Genomic DNA, 17,389 nt, shown 5'->3' with positions numbered 1-17,389 from the left:
GTACGCTGACCCGCATGAGCGGGGGCGCGGGCGGCGCGGACGGCAGGATCGTCGACGGGCGCTTCGAGCTGCGGGAGCGGCTCGGCAGCGGTGGCGGGGCGTTCCCGCCCAGCACGCTCTCGGCGAGCAGCACGGCCAGCCGGCCGTCGGAGTGCCTGAGCTGTTCGACGGCGTACCGGCAGTGCTGGCACTCCGCGAGATGGCGCTGAATGTCCGGGATCAGGGTGTCGCCGCGGCGCAGGGATATGTCGAGCAGCCGGCTGTAGTGGCGGCATTCCTGGTTGGGCGCGAGTTCGTTGTGCGCCCGCAGACAGCCCGTACGGAAGAGGTCACGCGCCTGTTCGAGTTGTGCGGCGGCGGCACGGGGTTCAATGGCGAGCAAACCGGCGGGTACGGATATGCCCTCGGCCTCGACCTCGGCATGCCAGAGCAGAACCTGAGCGGGTCCGGGCAATGCCTGGAATGCGCGGGAGACCAGCTGGCGATTGTCCGAGGGCGGCTCGGGATTCTGAACTTCCGTCAGTAAAGCGACGATACGCGGGTCGCCGGCCCACGCCTTGACTATTTGACGAACCGTCAATAGAAGTTGCGGACGGAGGGCAGCGGACATACGGGTACGCCGGAGGTTGTCCAGGACCTGACTGAAGGCCGCGGTGGCGAGCATCGCCGCGTCGTCGGCCGAGGTCACGCAGAGCGACGCATAGTCGGACACGGACTGCTGGTGCCTGGCCAGCAGCACGGCCACGGGGTGAATCCCCTCCCTGGCCCCGCCGGCGCGCAGCGCGGCGCCGAGGGCCTCGTCGGACACGAGAGGAGTTCGACCGGGCGAAGGAGGGGGGTTACCGGGAGTACGGGGTTGCTGCATAGACGTCTTTCCATCCATGGCATTGCAGTGGGGGGTTGAGCATGAGCAGGGGCCCTCAATCCCGGCCGACCGGCTGGGACCTCAGGCCATTCGATAACTTGTGCTACTTGGTACATACCTTCGAGCCGACGTGTTTGATGTTTCCAAAGCCCCCGGCTGCTGTTTTCGAACTGTTGAGCAATGTCGTCATGTTCGGACGCGAGGAGGCTCACCCTCGCACAACTCGCCGCCGTGGAACAAGAGTTCCGGATAGTCGACCATTCACCACGCCAGGCGCAGCGGCGAATTCAGGAAAGGCGGGCAGCCGGCCCGGCGAAACGGGCCCCGACGCCGCTCCTCGGTGCCGCGCAAACGGCAAATGAGCGCAGATTGCTCCTTTGTTCCCCCAGTTCATAGGGGGAAGGCACAAAAAGAGATCACAAAGCGACGACGGTCGCCTCAGCGGTCTTGACGCTTGTCGCCGCGGAACCACCGTCCGCGAGCGCTCACTCGGCGTCGGCCTGCGCGGCGACCTCCGCGACCGGATCCGGCGCACGCGGCGCATACGGCGAGGAGACGGGCGCCCTCAGCCGGCCGCCGGGCTGGCTGGCCGTGGTCGCCCTCAGTCCGCGGCCGGCACCGCCCTTCGCAGGGGCGCGCTCGAGACGGCCGCGCAGGGTGTGACGCGGGCTGCCCGTCCCCCCGATCCGGGCAGCCCGCGCACGCTGGGCCACGGCTGCTGGAAGCCGTCGTTCTGGCGGATCGTCCCGAGCGGGCGCGTCCGGGGCCTCAGGCGCGGTCGATGTGCACGCTGGTCGACTTCACCCGGGCGGTGGCCCGCATGCCGACTTCGAGCCCCAGCTCCTCGACGGCCTCCCGGGTCAGCAGGGAGACGAGCCGGTGCGGCCCGGCCTGGATCTCGACCTGCGCGGCGACGTCGCCGAGCTTGACCGCGGTGACGATGCCGGGGAAGGCGTTGCGGGCGGAGGTGTAGGAGCTGTCCTCCTCGACGGCCGCGTTCTGGGCGACCTCGACGGAGAAGGCGGCCAGATCGCGTCCGTCGACGAGGCGCCGACCGCCCTCGTCGCGATGGGTCGCGACCCTGCCGGCGTCCGCCCAGCGGCGCGCCGTGTCGGGGCTGACGCCCAGCAGCCGGGCTGCCTGACCGATGGTGTACGACTGCATATGCGCCACCGTAGGCAGCATCAGCCAGCATGTACAAGCCTCAGCGCTCAGATTCGCAGCAAATGCCAGCCTTCTTGGACGAAGACCCAAGCGTGGCGACCGAGCGACGACGGGCCGATCGCACGCACACCGCCTAACCTGGCTCGACGGAACCTGACAGATCATAAGGAAAGGAACGTCTCATGCCTTCTCGGCTCAATCCGTACCTCACCTTCGACGGCAACGCGCGACAGGCCATGGAGTTCTACAAAGGAGTCTTCGGCGGAAACCTGGCGGTGAACACCTTCGGCCAGTACGGCGAGAAGGACCCGTCCGCGGCCGACAAGGTCATGCACAGCATGCTCGAGACCACCGCCGGCCTCACGCTCATGGCCGCCGACACCCCGGTCGGCATGGAGCACAAGCCCGGGAACAACATCTCCGTGAGCGTGAGCGGGGAGGACTCCGCCGAGCTGCGCGGCTACTGGGACAAGCTCGCCGCCGACGGCACGGTCACGGTCCCGCTGGAGAAGCAGATGTGGGGCGACGTCTTCGGCATGTGCACGGACAGCTTCGGCATCACCTGGCTGGTCAACATCTCCGAGCAGAAGGCCTGACGGCACCCGCCGCTCAAGGCGGCGCGAAGGCCGGACCGAGGGATCGCACGGGCCGCCACAGCGTCGGTGGCGGCCCTCGCCATGCCTGCCCGCACTCCACAGCACAACGGACCGGTGCCGTGCACGGCCTCCTGAACGGCGCGCTGGAGCACTTCCGTTCCGCGCGGAACGTAGATCCGTGAAGGGGTCCGGCACACCGAGGAACGGCCGCGAGGGGGCTCTTCCCGCCGGGTTCGGCCTCGCGTCCCCCGCGCGCCCTCAGCACGTCCACTGGATCTTGATCTGAGCGGGTGAACGAGGGCCGCCGTGTCGGCGTGGCGACCCTCGCTCCCGTATGTCCGCAGGTAGAAACGGTTCTGCCTGGCGAGACCCAGGTGGGGCGGGTGGGACTCGAACCCACGGCCGACGGATTATGAGTCCGCTGCTCTAACCGGCTGAGCTACCGCCCCTAACGGCGCGTCGCGCACATTTGTGCGCGCCGTCTGCCGCAGCATAGCCGGTCATACGATCTCCTGCCTCGGATGGTCGGCAACGCTCAACCAAGAGGACTGCGCTGCTCGGTGCCCGGTTCCATCAGTGGCCCAGGACACACAAAAGAGGACCCACAAGGGGTCCTCTTCGGTATCGCTCCCCCGACTGGACTCGAACCAGTAACCCTCCGGTTAACAGCCGAATGCTCTGCCAATTGAGCTACAGGGGATCGCGCTCCCCCGACTGGACTCGAACCAGTAACCTGCCGGTTAACAGCCGGCTGCTCTGCCAATTGAGCTACAGGGGATTGCTGCGTGTGCACCGAACGTACCTAACCGGGGCGTCCCGGAGGGCGTGTGCTCGCTGCGACACATACATTAGCGCAAGCAGGGGGGTGCTCCGCCAATCGGTATGGCCCCGGGTGATCTCGGGCTGCGACGGGTAGGCGGGCAGCACCGACTCTAGGGAAGGGCGGCAGCCATGCGGTACAAGCTCACGTTCGTCGTCGGACTGGCCATCGGCTACGTGATCGGCACTCGAGCCGGCCGCGAGCGCTACGAGCAGCTCAGGAAGTCCGCGCGCCAGTTCTCCCAGAACCCCGCCGTGCGCAACGCCGCCGAGACCGCGGCGCAGACCAGCCGCCAGGCGGCCGGGAAGGCGTTCCACGCGGTGAGCGACAAGGTCGGGGACCATGTGCCCGACTCGGTGGCCGAGCGGGTCCGGTCCCTGCGGGAGCGCAGCCAGGGCGCCGAGGACGACTGGGGGACGACCAACACGTGACCTAAGAGGCCCCGCACGTGCGGCAGAATCTTCTGTCATGGGGATAGTCGCCGGGTTGGACAGTTCGTCTGCATTCACGCGCATCGTCGTCTGCGACGCGGACACGGGCGCCGTGCTGCGGCAGGGGTATGCGCCGCACCCCGTCGAGCCGAAGGCCGTCGAGATCGACCCGCAGGCCTGGCTGCTCTCGCTCGGCGAGGCGGCGACCGGCGGGCTGCTCGAAGGCGTGCAGGCCATCGGCGTGTCCGCGCAGCAGCACGGCCTGGTCGCCCTGGACCAGCAGGGCAATCTCGTACGCCCCGCGCTCCTCGGCAACGACCGGCGGGCGCAGGTGGCGGCGGCGGACCTGATCGACGCTCTGGGCGGCCGGCAGTCCTGGGCCGAGGCCGTCGGATCGGTGCCGCAGTCGGGGCAGCCGGTGTCCAAGCTGCGCTGGATGGCGCGTACCGAGCCGGAGCACGCGCAGCGCGTGGCCGCCGTGATGCAGCCGCACGACTGGCTGGTCTGGCAGCTGCTCGGCCGGCCCGCCCGCAGGACCACCGACCGGGGCGGGGCCTCGGGCACCGGCTACTGGTCGGCGGGCGCCGGCGCCTACCGCCCCGATCTGGTGGAGCTGGCCCTGGGGCATCAGTGCGCCCTGCCCGAGGTGCTCGGCCCGGCCGACGCCGCGGGGACGACGCCCGAGGGGCTGCTGATCTCCGCGGGGACCGGCGAGACCATGGCGGCGGCGTTCGGCCTCGGCGTCGCGGTCGGCGACGCGGTGGTGTCGCTGGGGGCCTCGGGCTCGGTGATGGCCGTGCACCATGAGGCGCTGGCCGACCCGAGCGGCATGATCACGTCGTTCGCGGACGCGACCGGGATGCATCTGCCGGTCGTCCACACGCTCAATGCCGTACGGGCGCTGCGCGGGACCGCCGAGATGCTGGGCCTGGAGGATCTCGGGGAGCTCTCCGCGCTGGCCCTGAAGTCGACGCCGGGCGCCTCCGGCCTGGTGCTGCTGCCCTATCTGGAGGGCGAGCGCACCCCCCAACTCCCCCATACGGCGGGCACGCTCAGCGGCCTGCGGCGCGAGTCGATGAAGCCCGAGCACCTGGCGCGGGCCGCCTTCGAGGGCATGCTCTGCTCGCTCGCCGACGCCCTGGACGTGCTGCGCGGCCGCGGGGTCGACGTGCGCAGGGTCTTCCTGCTGGGGGCGGCCGCCGAGCTGCCCGCCGTGCAGGCCGCCGCGCCCGCGATCTTCGGCGCGCAGGTCGTGGTCCCGCAGCCCGCCGACTACGCCGCGCTGGGCGCGGCCCGGCAGGCGGCGTGGGCGCTCGGGGTCGCGCAGGGGACGCTGTCCCCGCAGGCGCCGCCGGCCTGGCAGGGCGCCGCGGCGCAGATCTTCGAGCCGGGCGACGAGGCGCCGGTCGGGCAGGCGGTGCGCCAGCAGTACGCGGCGACGCGGGACCAGATCCACCCGGGGGCGTTCGGGGCGTAGTCCGTGGGGGGCCGCGCGCACACGGCCCGCTCGGCGTGCACAGCTCGCGCCTCGACGACCGACGTCCCCGGCCGGGTGAAGCGGCTCGGGTGAAGCGGCTCGGATGCGGCGGCTCGGGTGAGTAGCTCAGCTTTCTTGACTCTGCCTTGGGTGAAAACCCTTGGGGTCGGGCCGTGCGCGTGTCGGAAGATGGGATGGCCCCCGATCTTGCCGACCCCGAGAGACTGCGTGTGCTGATCCAACTGCTGGGGACGTATCTGCGTCCGTACAAGAAGCCCATCTCCCTGCTGGTGCTGCTGCAGCTGCTGCAGACCTGCGCCACCCTCTATCTGCCCACCCTCAACGCGGAGATCATCGACGACGGCGTCGTCAGGGGAGACACGGGCTACATCCTCCAGCTCGGCGCGCTCATGATCGGCGTCAGCGTCGTCCAGGTCCTGTGCAACATAGGCGCCGTCTTCTTCGGCGCGCGGACCGCGGCCGCGCTCGGGCGGGACGTGCGGGCGGCCGTCTTCGACCGGGTGCAGAGCTTCTCCGCGCGCGAGGTCGGCCACTTCGGGGCGCCCTCGCTGATCACCCGTACGACCAACGATGTCCAGCAGGTGCAGATGCTGGTCCTGATGGCGTTCACGCTGATGGTCTCCGCGCCGATCATGTGCGTCGGCGGCATCGTGATGGCGGTCGGGCAGGACGTGCCGCTCTCCGCGGTGCTGCTCGCGGTGGTGCCGGTGCTGGGCGTGTCCGTGTCGCTGATCGTGAAGAAGATGCGGCCGCTGTTCCGGACCATGCAGGAGCGGCTGGACACCGTGAACCGGGTGCTGCGGGAGCAGATCACCGGCAATCGCGTCATCCGCGCCTTCGTCCGGGACGAGTACGAGAAGGAGCGCTTCCGCGGCGCCAACGACGAGCTGACGGACGTGTCGCTGTCCACCGGCCGGCTGATGGCGCTGATGTTCCCGACCGTGATGACGGTCGTGAACGTCTCGTCCGTCGCCGTCGTCTGGTTCGGGGCGCACCGGGTCGACAGCGGGGCGATCCAGATCGGCGCGCTGACCGCGTTCCTGGCGTATCTGATGCAGATCGTGATGGCCGTGATGATGGCCACCTTCATGTTCATGATGGTGCCGCGCGCGGAGGTGTGCGCCGAGCGCATCGAGGAGGTGCTGTCGACGGAGTCGAGCGTGGTTCCGCCGGCGAAGCCCGTGCGGGAGCTGGACCGCAGCGGGCTGCTGGAGGTGCGGGACGTCGACTTCCGCTACCCGGGCGCCGAGGAGCCGGTCCTGCGGGGCGTCCACATGGTGGCCCGGCCCGGGGAGACGACCGCGATCATCGGGTCGACCGGCAGCGGGAAGTCCACGCTGCTGGGGCTGGTCCCGCGGCTGTTCGACGTCACGGGCGGCGAGGTGCTCGTGGACGGCGTGGACGTGCGCGAGGTCGATCCCGCGCTGATGGCGCGGACGGTGGGGCTGGTGCCGCAGAAGCCGTACCTCTTCTCCGGGACCGTCGCCACGAACCTGCGGTACGGAAAGCCGGACGCGAGCGACATGGAGCTCTGGCAGGCGCTGGAGACGGCGCAGGCCGCCGAGTTCGTACGCGCGCTGGAGGGCGGGCTGAACGCGCCCGTCGCCCAGGGCGGCACCAATGTCTCCGGCGGGCAGCGCCAACGGCTGGCCATCGCGCGCACGCTGGTGCAGCAGCCGGAGATCTACCTCTTCGACGACTCCTTCTCTGCGCTGGACTACGCCACGGACGCGGCGCTGCGCGGGGCGCTGGCCCGCGAGACCGCGGGGGCGACCGTGGTGATCGTCGCCCAGCGGGTGTCCACCATCCGTGACGCGGACCGCATCGTGGTCATGGACGAGGGGCGGGTCGTGGGGACCGGAACCCATCACGAGCTGATGGAGGACAACGAGACCTACCGAGAGATCGTGCTCTCGCAGCTGACGGAGGCTGAGGCCGCATGAGCGGGCCGGGCGGACGGATGATGATGGGCCCCGCGGAGCGGTCCATGGACTTCAGGGGCTCGGGCAAGCGGCTGCTGCGGCGCCTCGCGCCGGAGCGGGCGACGCTGTGGGCGATGCTCGCGGCGTGCGTGCTGGGCGTCGCCTTCTCGGTGGTCGGGCCGATGATCCTGGGCCGGGCGACCGACCTGGTCTTCGCGGGCGTCGTCGGCCGGCAGCTGCCGGAGGGCACGGACAAGGGCCAGACGATCGAGGGGCTGCGCAAGGACGGCGACGACTCGCTCGCCGACCTGCTGTCCGGCGTGGACTTCACCCCGGGCAGCGGCATCGACTTCGACGCCGTGCGCGACGTGCTCCTGACGGCGCTGGCGATCTATGTGGCCGCGGGGCTGCTGATGCTGGTGGCGACGCGGCTGTCGATCCGGATCATCAACCGGACCGTGTACCGGATGCGGGAGGACGTGCAGACGAAGCTGTCGCGGCTGCCGCTGTCGTACTTCGACCGGGCCAAGCGCGGCGAGGTGCTCAGCCGGGCCACCAACGACATCGACAACATCTCGCAGACGATGCAGCAGACCCTGGGCCAGCTGATCAACTCGCTGCTGACCATCGTCGGCGTGCTGGCGATGATGTTCTGGATCTCGCCGGTGCTGGCGCTGGTCGCGCTGGTGACCGTGCCGGTGTCGGTGCTGGTCGCGACGCGGGTCGGCAAGCGCTCGCAGCCGCAGTTCGTGCAGCAGTGGAAGTCCACGGGCAAGCTCAACGCGCACATCGAGGAGATGTACTCCGGCCACGGCCTGGTGAAGGTCTTCGGGCGGCAGGAGGAGTCCGCGCGGGACTTCGCCGAGCAGAACGAGGCGTTGTACGAGGCCGGCTTCAAGGCGCAGTTCAACAGCGGGATCATGCAGCCGCTGATGTTCTTCGTCTCCAACCTCAACTATGTGCTGGTGGCGGTCGTCGGCGGGCTGCGGGTGGCCTCGGGCACGCTGTCGATCGGCGATGTGCAGGCGTTCGTCCAGTACTCCCGGCAGTTCTCGATGCCGCTGACCCAGGTCGCCTCGATGGCGAACCTGATCCAGTCGGGCGTGGCCTCGGCCGAGCGGGTCTTCGAGCTGCTGGACGCGCCGGAGCAGGAGGCGGACGCGCCGTCCGCCGAGCGTCCCGAGCGGCTGCGGGGGCAGGTCTGTCTGGAGGGGGTCTCCTTCCGCTACGAGCCGGACAAGCCGCTCATCGAGAATCTGTCGCTGAACGTGGAGCCCGGTCACACGGTCGCGATCGTCGGCCCGACGGGCGCGGGCAAGACGACGCTGGTCAACCTGCTGATGCGGTTCTACGAGGTGACGGGCGGCCGGATCTCGCTGGACGGCACGGACGTGGCCAAGATGTCCCGGGAGCAGCTGCGGTCGGGCATCGGGATGGTGCTCCAGGACACCTGGCTGTTCGGCGGGACGATCGCGGAGAACATCGCGTACGGCGCGTCCCGCGAGGTCACGCGCGCGGAGATCGAGGAGGCGGCGCGGGCGGCGCACGCGGACCGCTTCATCCGCACGCTGCCCGACGGGTACGACACCGTCATCGACGACGAGGGCTCGGGGGTGAGCGCGGGCGAGAAGCAGCTGATCACGATCGCGCGGGCGTTCCTGTCCGACCCGGTGATCCTGGTGCTCGACGAGGCGACGAGCTCGGTGGACACGCGGACCGAGGTCCTGATCCAGAAGGCGATGGCGCGGCTGGCCCACGGGCGCACGTCGTTCGTGATCGCTCACCGTCTCTCCACCATCCGAGACGCGGATGTGATCTTGGTGATGGAGAATGGCTCGATCGTCGAACAAGGCACGCATGACGAGCTGCTGGCGGCGGGCGGTGCGTACGCCCGGCTCTACGCTGCGCAGTTCGCGCAGGCGGTCGTCGAGGTCGACTGATCGAGCGCACCAGCGAGCGGACCAGAGTACGGGGAGGCTGACCAGCCATGGAGAACGAAGCACAGGCCGGCGAGACGACGAAGGAAGAGCCGACGGCCGTCCCGGCCGTGGCCATGGGGCTGTCGCTGGGGGTCGCGTTCGGCTTGAGCCTCGGCCAGTTGGTGATGGACGACATGACCCTGGGACTGGCCATCGGACTGAGCACGGGAGTGGCGATCGGCGCGGCGATCGACGCGAGGCGCAAGCGAGGGGAATAGGGGGCGGGGGCGTGGGCGCGGAAGTCCGGCGGGGGCGTGGGGGGTCTTGCGGGGCTCGGTCCCGGTCCCCCGCGCCTGAGTCGTCGGCAGAGCGCCAGGCGCGCGCCGCGGTCGCCGCGGGCGTGGGGCGCCGGGCGCGGAGTACGGAGCCGGGTGCGGAGTACGACGCCGGGTGCGGGAGCCCCTGAGCAGGGCGCAGAAGTCCGGCGCGAGGCACGGAAGTCCGGCGCAGAGGCGCGGGGGTTGCCGGGTTCGGTCCCGGTCCCCCGTGCCGCAATCGCCGCGGCGTGGCGCCAGGCGCGGAAGTACGAAGCGGGCGCGGGAGCCTGGAGCCGTGCGCGGGAGCCTGGAGCCGGGCGGGAGTCCGGCGCGAGGCGCGGGAGTCCTGAGCCGGACGTGGAAGTCCGAAGCCGGGCCGGGAGCGAGGCGCCAGGCGCGGGAGTCCGGCGCGAGGCGCGATGGAACTTGCCGGGGCTCGCCCCCGCTCCCCCGCGCCGCGGTCGCCGCAGCGTGGCGACAGACGCGTAGGTCCCGTGCGGGCGCGGCGTCCGAAGCCGGGCGCGGGGGAACTTGCCGGGGGCTCGTCCCCCGGTCCCCCGCGCCGCAGGCGTCGTCGTCGCGTTCAGTCCAGGTAGCCCCGCAACTGGTCGGCGAATGCGTGGTCGCGGAGTTTGTTCAGTGTCTTCGACTCGATCTGGCGGATCCGCTCCCGGGTCACGCCGAAGATCCGTCCGATCTCCTCCAGCGTCCTCGGGCGGCCGTCCACCAGGCCGTACCGCAGCTGGACCACCTTGCGTTCGCGTTCGCCGAGCGTGGAGAGCACCGCCTCCAGGTGCTCGCGCAGCAGCAGGAAGGCCGCGGACTCGACCGGGGAGGCCGCGTCGCCGTCCTCGATCAGGTCGCCGAGCGCGACGTCGTCCTCCTCCCCCACCGGCGCGTGGAGCGAGACCGGCTCCTGGGCGAGGCGCAGGACTTCGCTGACCCGCTCGGGGGCCAAGTCGAGCTGGGCGGCGACCTCTTCGGGCGTCGGCTCGTAGCCGCGCTCCTGGAGCATCCGCCGCTGGACCCGTACGACGCGGTTGATCAGCTCGACCACATGGACGGGGACGCGGATCGTGCGCGCCTGGTCGGCGAGCGCCCGGGACATGGCCTGGCGGATCCACCAGGTCGCGTACGTCGAGAACTTGTAGCCGCGGGCGTAGTCGAACTTCTCGACTGCCCTGATCAGGCCCAGGTTTCCCTCCTGGACGAGGTCGAGCATGGTCAGTCCGCGGCCGACGTAGCGCTTGGCGACGGAGACGACGAGTCGCAGGTTCGCCTCGATCAGCCGGCGCTTGGCCATCCGGCCCATGACGACCAACTTGTCGAGGTCGACGGCGAGTTGGGAGTCGTCGAGGTCGATCGTCCGGCCGAGCCGCTCCTCGGCGAACAGGCCCGCTTCGACGCGGCGCGCCAGCTCGACCTCCTCCACCGCGGTGAGCAGCGGGATTCTGCCGATCTCCCGCAGATACTGGCGGAACAGGTCGGACGACGGGCCTGAGCTGTCCACCCGGCCGCCGCTGCGGGGCCTCGGGGGCTCCGGGACCTCGACGGGGTCCTCGACGACGGTCTCGGCGATCGTCTCGGCGACCGTCTCCGGCGCCGCCTCGGGATGGTGTGCGGGCATGCTCTGGGCGGGGACCTGCGCACGAGGGACGGCGAGAGCGTCGGTCTCGGTCAGGGTCTGGGTCTGCACGGGGGCGACCTCCAGTGTGATCGCTGCCGGTTCGGGGGCGTGCGGCAGCGGGACGGGGGCGGCCGGGCCGCTTTCCGTCCCGTACGCGATGGGCGGATCCGCGGGGGTGTGTGGACCACAGGGGGTGGACCGGCCGCGCTCCGGGGACTCAGGCACCGCACCCCAGTGTGGGGTACGACACATCGCTGCCACGAGGGGCGTGCGGTGACTTTTTGAGTCCCGTGCGTGACCGGGCGGTTACCCAGGCAGAACCCGCGGGCGCCAGCGGGCCCTTCGTAGGCCGGGCGACCGGGCGGCCGGGCGGCACCGCGAAGGCCGGGCGACCGGACTGTCGGCGACCGGGCTCCGGACGTCGCTAGAGGGCCTCGGCGCCTTGGTTGCGCAGCGACCGGCCGTACTGCTGGAGCACCCACAGCTCGTTCGCCACGGCCATGTGGTGCTCGGGGTCGGCGTTCGACCCGAGGCGGGCGAGGGAGCCCTGGACGTCGCCGATGCGGCGGTCGACGGCGCGCAGCCGGACCTGGACGAGCTGCATGCCGGCGTACGTCTCGTCGACCGTGCGGGAGTGCACCGCCTCGACGGCGAGCTCGGTGACCAGCGCGCGCACGGTGTCGTTCGGCGCGGCGTCGCGGACCCGGGCGAGGTACCCGGAGCTGTCGGCGGCGCCCTGCTCGGCGCCGCCGGCCTCCGCGATGGTCTGGCGGACCGCGGCGTACGGCGGGGCGGTGAACTCGTCGACGCCGTACGCGTCGAAGGCCGGGGAGACCAGCTCCGGGTGCTGGAGCGCGAGCTTGAGCAGCTCCCGCTCGGTGCGGTGGGCGGGGCTGCGCAGATTGAGCGCGGGCCCGGCGGGCGCCGCGGGGGCTGCCTGGGCCTGCTGCTGCGCACGGGAGGCGGGACCGCTCGGGGCCGGTCCGCGGCCGCCGCGGTCGCGGGCCCAGCGCGCCAGCTGGGCGACCCGCTTGACCACGAACTGGGTGTCGAGGATGCCGAGGATGCCGGCGAGCTGCACGGCCGACTCGTGCTGGATGGCGATGTTCTTGATGCCGGCGACGATCGGCGCGGCCTCGTCGAGGGCGGCGGCCCGGCCCGCGGGCGTCTCCAGATTGTGCCGGGTCACCATGTGGCGGATGGCGAACTCGAAGAGCGGGGTGCGCGATTCGACGAGCTTCTGCACCGCCGGGTCGCCCTCGGCAAGCCGCAGCTCGCAGGGGTCCATGCCGCCCGGGGTGATCGCGATGGAGGTCTCGGCGGCGAACTTCTGGTCGTCCTCGAAGGCGCGCAGCGCGGCCTTCTGGCCGGCCGCGTCGCCGTCGAAGGTGAAGATCACCTCGGCGGTGGCGTTGTCCATCAGGAGCCGCCGGAGGATCTTGATGTGGTCGCCGCCGAAGGCGGTGCCGCAGGTGGCGATGGCGGTGGTGACGCCCGCGAGATGGCAGGCCATCACGTCGGTGTACCCCTCGACGACCACGGCACTGCAGGTCTTGGCGATCTCCTTCTTGGCGAGGTCGATGCCGTAGAGCACCTGCGACTTCTTGTAGATCGCGGTCTCGGGGGTGTTCAGGTACTTCGGGCCGTTGTCGTCGTCGCGGAGCTTGCGCGCGCCGAAGCCGACGACCTCGCCGGTGATGTCGCGGATGGGCCACATCAGCCGGCCGCGGAAGCGGTCGATGGGACCGCGGCGGCCCTCCTGGGAGATGCCGGAGAGGATGAGCTCCTTGTCGCTGAAGCCCTTGCCGCGCAGATAGCGGGTGAGGTGGTCCCAGCCGGCCGGGCTGTAGCCCACGCCGAAGTGCTGGGCGGCGGCCTGGTCGAAGCCGCGCTCGGCGAGGAACGCGCGGCCGATCTCCGCCTCGGGCCCGTCCAGCTGCTCGATGTAGAACTGTGCGGCGATCTTGTGGGCCTCGACCAGGCGGATGCGCTCGCCGCGCTGGTGGGAGGGGTTGTACCCGCCCTCCTCGTAGCGCAGGGTGATGCCCGCCTGCGCGGCGAGGCGCTCGACCGTCTCCGAGAAGGAGAGGTGGTCGATCTTCATCACGAAGGCGATCGTGTCGCCGCCCTCCTGGCAGCCGAAGCAGTGGAACAGGCCCTTGCTCGGGCTGACCTGGAAGGAGGGCGACTTCTCGTCGTGGAAGGGGCACAGGCCCTTGAGGTTTCCGCCGCCGGCGTTGCGGAGCTGGAGGTACTCGGACACGACGGCGTCGATCGGGACCGCGTCCCGTACCGCCTTCACGTCGTCATCGTTGATCCTGCCTGCCACGCGTGAAGTCTACGGTGGCGCTCGGACACTCCCGTCAGTCGCCGAGGGACGAGAGCGGCACGGACGGGTCGGCGAGGGCGTCCGGGTCGACCGGGGCCCGGGAGCGGATCAGCTGCTGGATGTGCTCGGTGACGTCCCACACGTTGACGTTCATCCCGGCGAGCACGCGGCCGTCCCCCAGCCAGAAGGCGATGAACTGCCGTTTGCCGACGTCTCCGCGGAGGACGACCTGGTCGTACGAGCCGGGCGGCGCCCAGCCGGAGTACTCCAGGCCCAGGTCGTACTGGTCGGAGAAGAAGTACGGGACGCGGTCGTAGGAGACGTCCTGGCCGAGCATCGCGCGGGCGGCGGCCGGGCCGCCGTTGAGGGCGTTGGCCCAGTGCTCGACGCGCAGCCGGGAGCGGAGCAGCGGGTGCTCGGCGGCGGCGACGTCTCCGGCGGCGTAGATGTCGGGGTCGGAGGTGCGCAGGCCCGCGTCGACGGCGATGCCGCCGCCGTGCGCCCGGTCGGCGAGGTCGAGGCCGGCGGCCTCGGCGAGCGCGGTGCGCGGGGCCGCGCCGATCGCGGCGAGGACGTCGTGCGCGAGGTGCTCCTGGCCGTCGTCGGTGCGAACCGCGAGCACCATGCCGTCCTGGCCGGTGATCTCGGTGAGACGGGCGCCGAAGTGGAAGCGGACCCCGTGCTCCTGGTGCACGTCGGCGAAGACCTGGCCCAGCTCCGGGCCGACGACCTGGTGCAGGGGCGTGGCCTCCGGCTCGACGACGGTGACCTCGGCGCCGTACCCCCGGGCGGCCGCCGCGACCTCCAGGCCGATCCAGCCGGCGCCGGCGATCACGATGTGGCCGTTGTCGCGGCCGAGGGCGGTCAGGACCCGGCGCAGCCGGTCGGCGTGGGCGAGGCGGCGCAGATGGTGGACGCCGGCCAGGTCCGTGCCGGGGATGTCCAGACGGCGCGGCTCGGCGCCGGTGGCCAGCAGCAGCTTGTCGTAGTGGACGACGGCGCCGTCGCCGAGGCGCACGGACTTGGCCTCGCGGTCGACGGCCACGACACTCTGGCCGAGGTGCAGCTCGACGTCGGCCTGGGCGTACCAGGCGGGTTCGTGGACGAAGACGCTGTCTCGCTCCTCCTTGCCCGACAGATAGCCCTTGGACAGGGGTGGGCGTTCATAGGGGTGGTCGCGTTCGTCGCCGATGAGGATCACTCGTCCGGTGAACCCCTCGGCTCGGAGGGTCTCGGCGGCCTTGGCGCCGGCCAGCCCTCCGCCGACGATGACGAATGTCCTATGTGCGTCGACCACGTGATGCCTCCTCTTTGCTTCTTCGATGCACAGCCTTCAGCGAGCGTCCCGCACAGAGCGTGATGGCGGAAGAGGGAGTACCCCTGGGCGTGTCATCTCGGGCGCGCCGTGAGACGGCCGTGGAGCGTGCGGGCGGAGGCGTCGGTGAGCGAGGCGATCTGGTCGACGATCACCCGCTTGCGCGCCCGGTCGTCCGGCGCGGCCTCGAAGACCGCGCGGAACTGCGGCTCGAGCCCCTCGGGGGCGCGGGCGGTGAGCGCCTCCGCCAGCTCGGCCAGCACGACGCGCTGGTCGGCGCGGAGCGCCTCCTGCTCGGCGCGCTGCATGACGTAGCGCAGGGCGACGGCCTTGAGGACCGCGCACTCGTTGCGCGTGTCGCGCGGGACGACCAGCTCGGCGGCGTACCGGGTGAGCCGTCCGGCGCCGTACGCCTGGCGGGTCTCGGCCTCGGCGGAGTGGCAGAACCGGCCGATGAGCTGGCTGGCCGCGTCCTTCAGCCGTGCCTGGGCGACGGCCGACCCGTCGTAGTGGTGCGGCCACCACTCCTGGCCGATGAGTCGGTCCAGGGCGTCGGCGAGCTCTTGGGGGGCGGTGTCCTCGGGGACGTACCGCCCGATCGCGGCCGACCAGATCGCGTCGCGCTCCTGCCCGGACAGGAGCGCGGCTGGATCGATGTGCCCGGCGTGCAGGCCGTCCTCGAAGTCGTGCACGGAGTACGCGACGTCGTCGGCCCAGTCCATGACCTGGGCCTCGAAGCACTTGCGGAACTCAGGCGCCCCTTGGCGGACCCAGTCGAAGACCGGCAGGTCGTCCTCGTACACGCCGAACTTCACCGATTCCGGGTCGGCGGGGTTGCCGCCGCGCGGCCAGGGGTACTTGGTCGCGGCGTCCAGGGCCGCCCGGGTGAGGTTGAGCCCGACGCTGACCAGTTCGTCGGTCGCCGCGCCGGGGTCCGTCGTGACGGCCGCGTGGTGGGCGAACCGCTTGGGCTCGATGCGGGTCAGCAGCCGCAGCGACTGGGCGTTGCCCTCGAATCCGCCGCAGTCCTTGGCGAAGTCGTTGAGCGCCTGCTCGCCGTTGTGGCCGAACGGCGGGTGGCCCAGGTCGTGGGCGAGGCAGGCCGCCTCGACCAGATCGGGGTCGCAGCCCAGGGCCGCGCCCAGCTCGCGGCCGACCTGGGCGCACTCCAGGGAGTGGGTGAGGCGGGTGCGGGGGCTGGCGTCCCAGGCCTGGTTGCGGGTGCCGGGGGTGACCACCTGGGTCTTGCCGGCGAGGCGGCGCAGCGCAGAGGAGTGCAGCACACGCGCGCGGTCGCGCTGGAAGGCGGTGCGACCGGGGCTTTTGTCCGGCTCGGCGGCCCAGCGGGCGGTGGCCGCGTCGTCGTACACGTCTGGGTCGTAGGCGTCGTACGGGCTGGGCGAGCCGTGCGTGCCGTGGCGGTCGTCCGGGCTGTCTGGGGTGGTGCTGGTGGCGCCTTCCATACACCGACGGTATCCGCAGGCGGTGACAGTCGGCGCCCGCAGGGCTATGCGGGGGCGAGTTCGCGCCGCTGAGCGGCGTGCTCAGCCGGGTACGACGTGCTCCGCGCACCGGCTGCCGCGCCCGCCCCCAGCGGCCTGGCCGCAGCGACCGCCTGGTCGTAGCGGTGCAGCACCAGACGGGCCAGGGCCGGGTGCGCGCCGATCGGGTCGGCGGCCGTCCAGGGCGCGGCGGCGGCGCTGCGGCTGGCGAACAGGCCGGGCGAGGCGAAGTACGACGCGACGGCGATCCGGTGCCGGCCGCGGGCGGCCAGTGCGCGCACGGCCGCGGGGACGGCGGGCACGGCACCGGACGCGAACGCGGCGAGGACCGGCGTCCCCTCGAGGCGTTCGCTGAGCATCTCGGCGGTGCGGCGGGCGTCGGCCGCCGACTCGGGGTCGCGCGAGCCCGCGGCGGCGAGCACCACCGCGGCGCCGCGGCTGCCGCTGTCCTCGTCGCGCCAGCCCGCCTCCGCGAGCCGGGAGCACAGCGCCTCGACGAGCAGGGGGTGCGGGCCGAGCGGGGCGGCGACGCGCGTCTGGGCGCAGGGGGAGGCCTCGGCGGCCTGCGGCAGGTCGTGCTTGACGTGGTAGCCGCGGCCCAGCATCAGCGGCACCAGCACGGCGTTCCCGGCCGGGCCGAGCGCGGCGAGGGTGTCGGGCAGCAGCGGCTCGTTGAGCTCGATGTGGCCGAGGCGGACGTCGAGCCCGGGGCGGAGCTCGCGGACCAGGTCGAGCAGGGCGGTGACCGTGACCAGCGCGCGCGGGTCGCGGCTGCCGTGGGCGACGGCGACGAGGGTGGGCTGGTCGGTGTGGGTCATACGCCTGGGGGTTCCGTTCCGTGTGACGTGGCTCAGCTGGGCGCCCAGTTGCACGGTGATGCGGGACAACAGCTGCGCCGTGCTGTCGAGGGACGTGTCGTCGAAGGGCGGGGCGTCGAGGGGCGTGTCGTCGAGGGGCGGGGACTCACGAGGATGCACCGGCTCCGTCATGGACCGATCCTGCCGGGCGGAGATTGCCGGGTCGTTGCGCGAGGGTGACAGGTGTTTTCCACAGGCTCACCGGGGGCCGTGCGCGGTTGTCAGTG

Annotated in this window: 12 protein-coding genes, 3 tRNA genes and 1 pseudogene; 6 read left to right on the top strand and 10 right to left on the bottom strand. The window is 71.6% G+C overall.

The window, feature by feature from the left end:
- Both AB0M39_RS18590 and AB0M39_RS18585 read right to left on the bottom strand, forming a co-directional pair.
- Window positions 1-808: pseudogene (locus AB0M39_RS18590) on the bottom strand (hydrolase); the annotation flags it as partial.
- A gap of 825 nt (window positions 809-1,633) precedes the next feature.
- Window positions 1,634-2,029, bottom strand: a complete 396-nt coding sequence (locus AB0M39_RS18585) for a helix-turn-helix transcriptional regulator (protein WP_365365541.1) — start codon at window positions 2,027-2,029, stop codon at window positions 1,634-1,636.
- 182 nt (window positions 2,030-2,211) lie between these two features.
- On the opposite strand from AB0M39_RS18585, the gene AB0M39_RS18580 reads away from it, so the two are divergent.
- Complete coding sequence (locus AB0M39_RS18580; RefSeq protein WP_365365531.1) at window positions 2,212-2,625, top strand: VOC family protein; 414 nt, start codon at window positions 2,212-2,214, stop codon at window positions 2,623-2,625.
- A gap of 375 nt (window positions 2,626-3,000) precedes the next feature.
- Here the strand turns inward: AB0M39_RS18580 and AB0M39_RS18575 are convergent.
- The 3 genes from AB0M39_RS18575 to AB0M39_RS18565 form a co-directional block, all read right to left on the bottom strand.
- Window positions 3,001-3,074, bottom strand: a tRNA-Ile gene (locus tag AB0M39_RS18575).
- A gap of 178 nt (window positions 3,075-3,252) precedes the next feature.
- Window positions 3,253-3,325 (bottom strand) — tRNA-Asn (locus AB0M39_RS18570).
- Between the two features lie 5 nt (window positions 3,326-3,330).
- A tRNA-Asn gene (locus AB0M39_RS18565) sits at window positions 3,331-3,403 on the bottom strand.
- Window positions 3,404-3,576: 173 nt separating this feature from the next.
- On the opposite strand from AB0M39_RS18565, the gene AB0M39_RS18560 reads away from it, so the two are divergent.
- The 5 genes from AB0M39_RS18560 to AB0M39_RS18540 all read left to right on the top strand — a co-directional run bounded on the left by AB0M39_RS18560 (window position 3,577) and on the right by AB0M39_RS18540 (window position 9,493).
- Window positions 3,577-3,876 carry a YtxH domain-containing protein gene (locus tag AB0M39_RS18560; RefSeq protein WP_365365529.1) on the top strand — a complete coding sequence of 100 codons (300 nt, stop codon included), beginning with the start codon at window positions 3,577-3,579 and terminating at the stop codon, window positions 3,874-3,876.
- 37 nt (window positions 3,877-3,913) lie between these two features.
- Entirely contained in the window at window positions 3,914-5,353 is a 1,440-nt protein-coding gene (locus AB0M39_RS18555; protein WP_365365527.1) for an FGGY family carbohydrate kinase, read from the top strand.
- A gap of 230 nt (window positions 5,354-5,583) precedes the next feature.
- Complete coding sequence (locus AB0M39_RS18550; protein ID WP_365365539.1) at window positions 5,584-7,317, top strand: ABC transporter ATP-binding protein; 1,734 nt, start codon at window positions 5,584-5,586, stop codon at window positions 7,315-7,317.
- On the top strand, window positions 7,314-9,236 hold the full coding sequence (locus AB0M39_RS18545; protein ID WP_365365525.1) for an ABC transporter ATP-binding protein: 1,923 nt from the start codon (window positions 7,314-7,316) through the stop codon (window positions 9,234-9,236). Before AB0M39_RS18550 ends, AB0M39_RS18545 begins: the two co-directional genes overlap by 4 nt.
- A gap of 47 nt (window positions 9,237-9,283) precedes the next feature.
- Window positions 9,284-9,493: a hypothetical protein gene (locus AB0M39_RS18540; protein WP_365365523.1), complete on the top strand. Its 210-nt coding sequence runs from the start codon at window positions 9,284-9,286 to the stop codon at window positions 9,491-9,493.
- 622 nt (window positions 9,494-10,115) lie between these two features.
- On the opposite strand, the gene AB0M39_RS18535 is transcribed toward AB0M39_RS18540, so the two are convergent.
- From AB0M39_RS18535 to AB0M39_RS18515, 5 genes are all read right to left on the bottom strand, one after another.
- Window positions 10,116-11,384 carry an RNA polymerase sigma factor gene (locus tag AB0M39_RS18535; RefSeq protein ID WP_365365521.1) on the bottom strand — a complete coding sequence of 423 codons (1,269 nt, stop codon included), beginning with the start codon at window positions 11,382-11,384 and terminating at the stop codon, window positions 10,116-10,118.
- Window positions 11,385-11,583: 199 nt separating this feature from the next.
- Window positions 11,584-13,488, bottom strand: a complete 1,905-nt coding sequence (gene dnaG, locus AB0M39_RS18530) for a DNA primase (protein ID WP_365365519.1) — start codon at window positions 13,486-13,488, stop codon at window positions 11,584-11,586.
- A gap of 34 nt (window positions 13,489-13,522) precedes the next feature.
- The gene (locus tag AB0M39_RS18525) at window positions 13,523-14,785 is read right to left on the bottom strand and encodes an FAD-dependent oxidoreductase (RefSeq protein WP_365365517.1); all 1,263 of its coding nucleotides are present in this window, start codon (window positions 14,783-14,785) and stop codon (window positions 13,523-13,525) included.
- 92 nt (window positions 14,786-14,877) lie between these two features.
- Complete coding sequence (locus AB0M39_RS18520; RefSeq protein ID WP_365365515.1) at window positions 14,878-16,266, bottom strand: deoxyguanosinetriphosphate triphosphohydrolase; 1,389 nt, start codon at window positions 16,264-16,266, stop codon at window positions 14,878-14,880.
- Between the two features lie 44 nt (window positions 16,267-16,310).
- Window positions 16,311-17,294: a sirohydrochlorin chelatase gene (locus tag AB0M39_RS18515; RefSeq protein ID WP_365365513.1), complete on the bottom strand. Its 984-nt coding sequence runs from the start codon at window positions 17,292-17,294 to the stop codon at window positions 16,311-16,313.
- Window positions 17,295-17,389: the final 95 nt, after the last annotated feature.

Origin of the sequence: Streptomyces sp. NPDC051907 (assembly GCF_040681075.1) — a bacterium.
Classification (GTDB): Bacteria; Actinomycetota; Actinomycetes; order Streptomycetales; family Streptomycetaceae; genus Streptomyces.
Note: the sequence above shows the minus strand (reverse complement) of the source record. Positions and strands in the feature narration are given on the sequence as shown.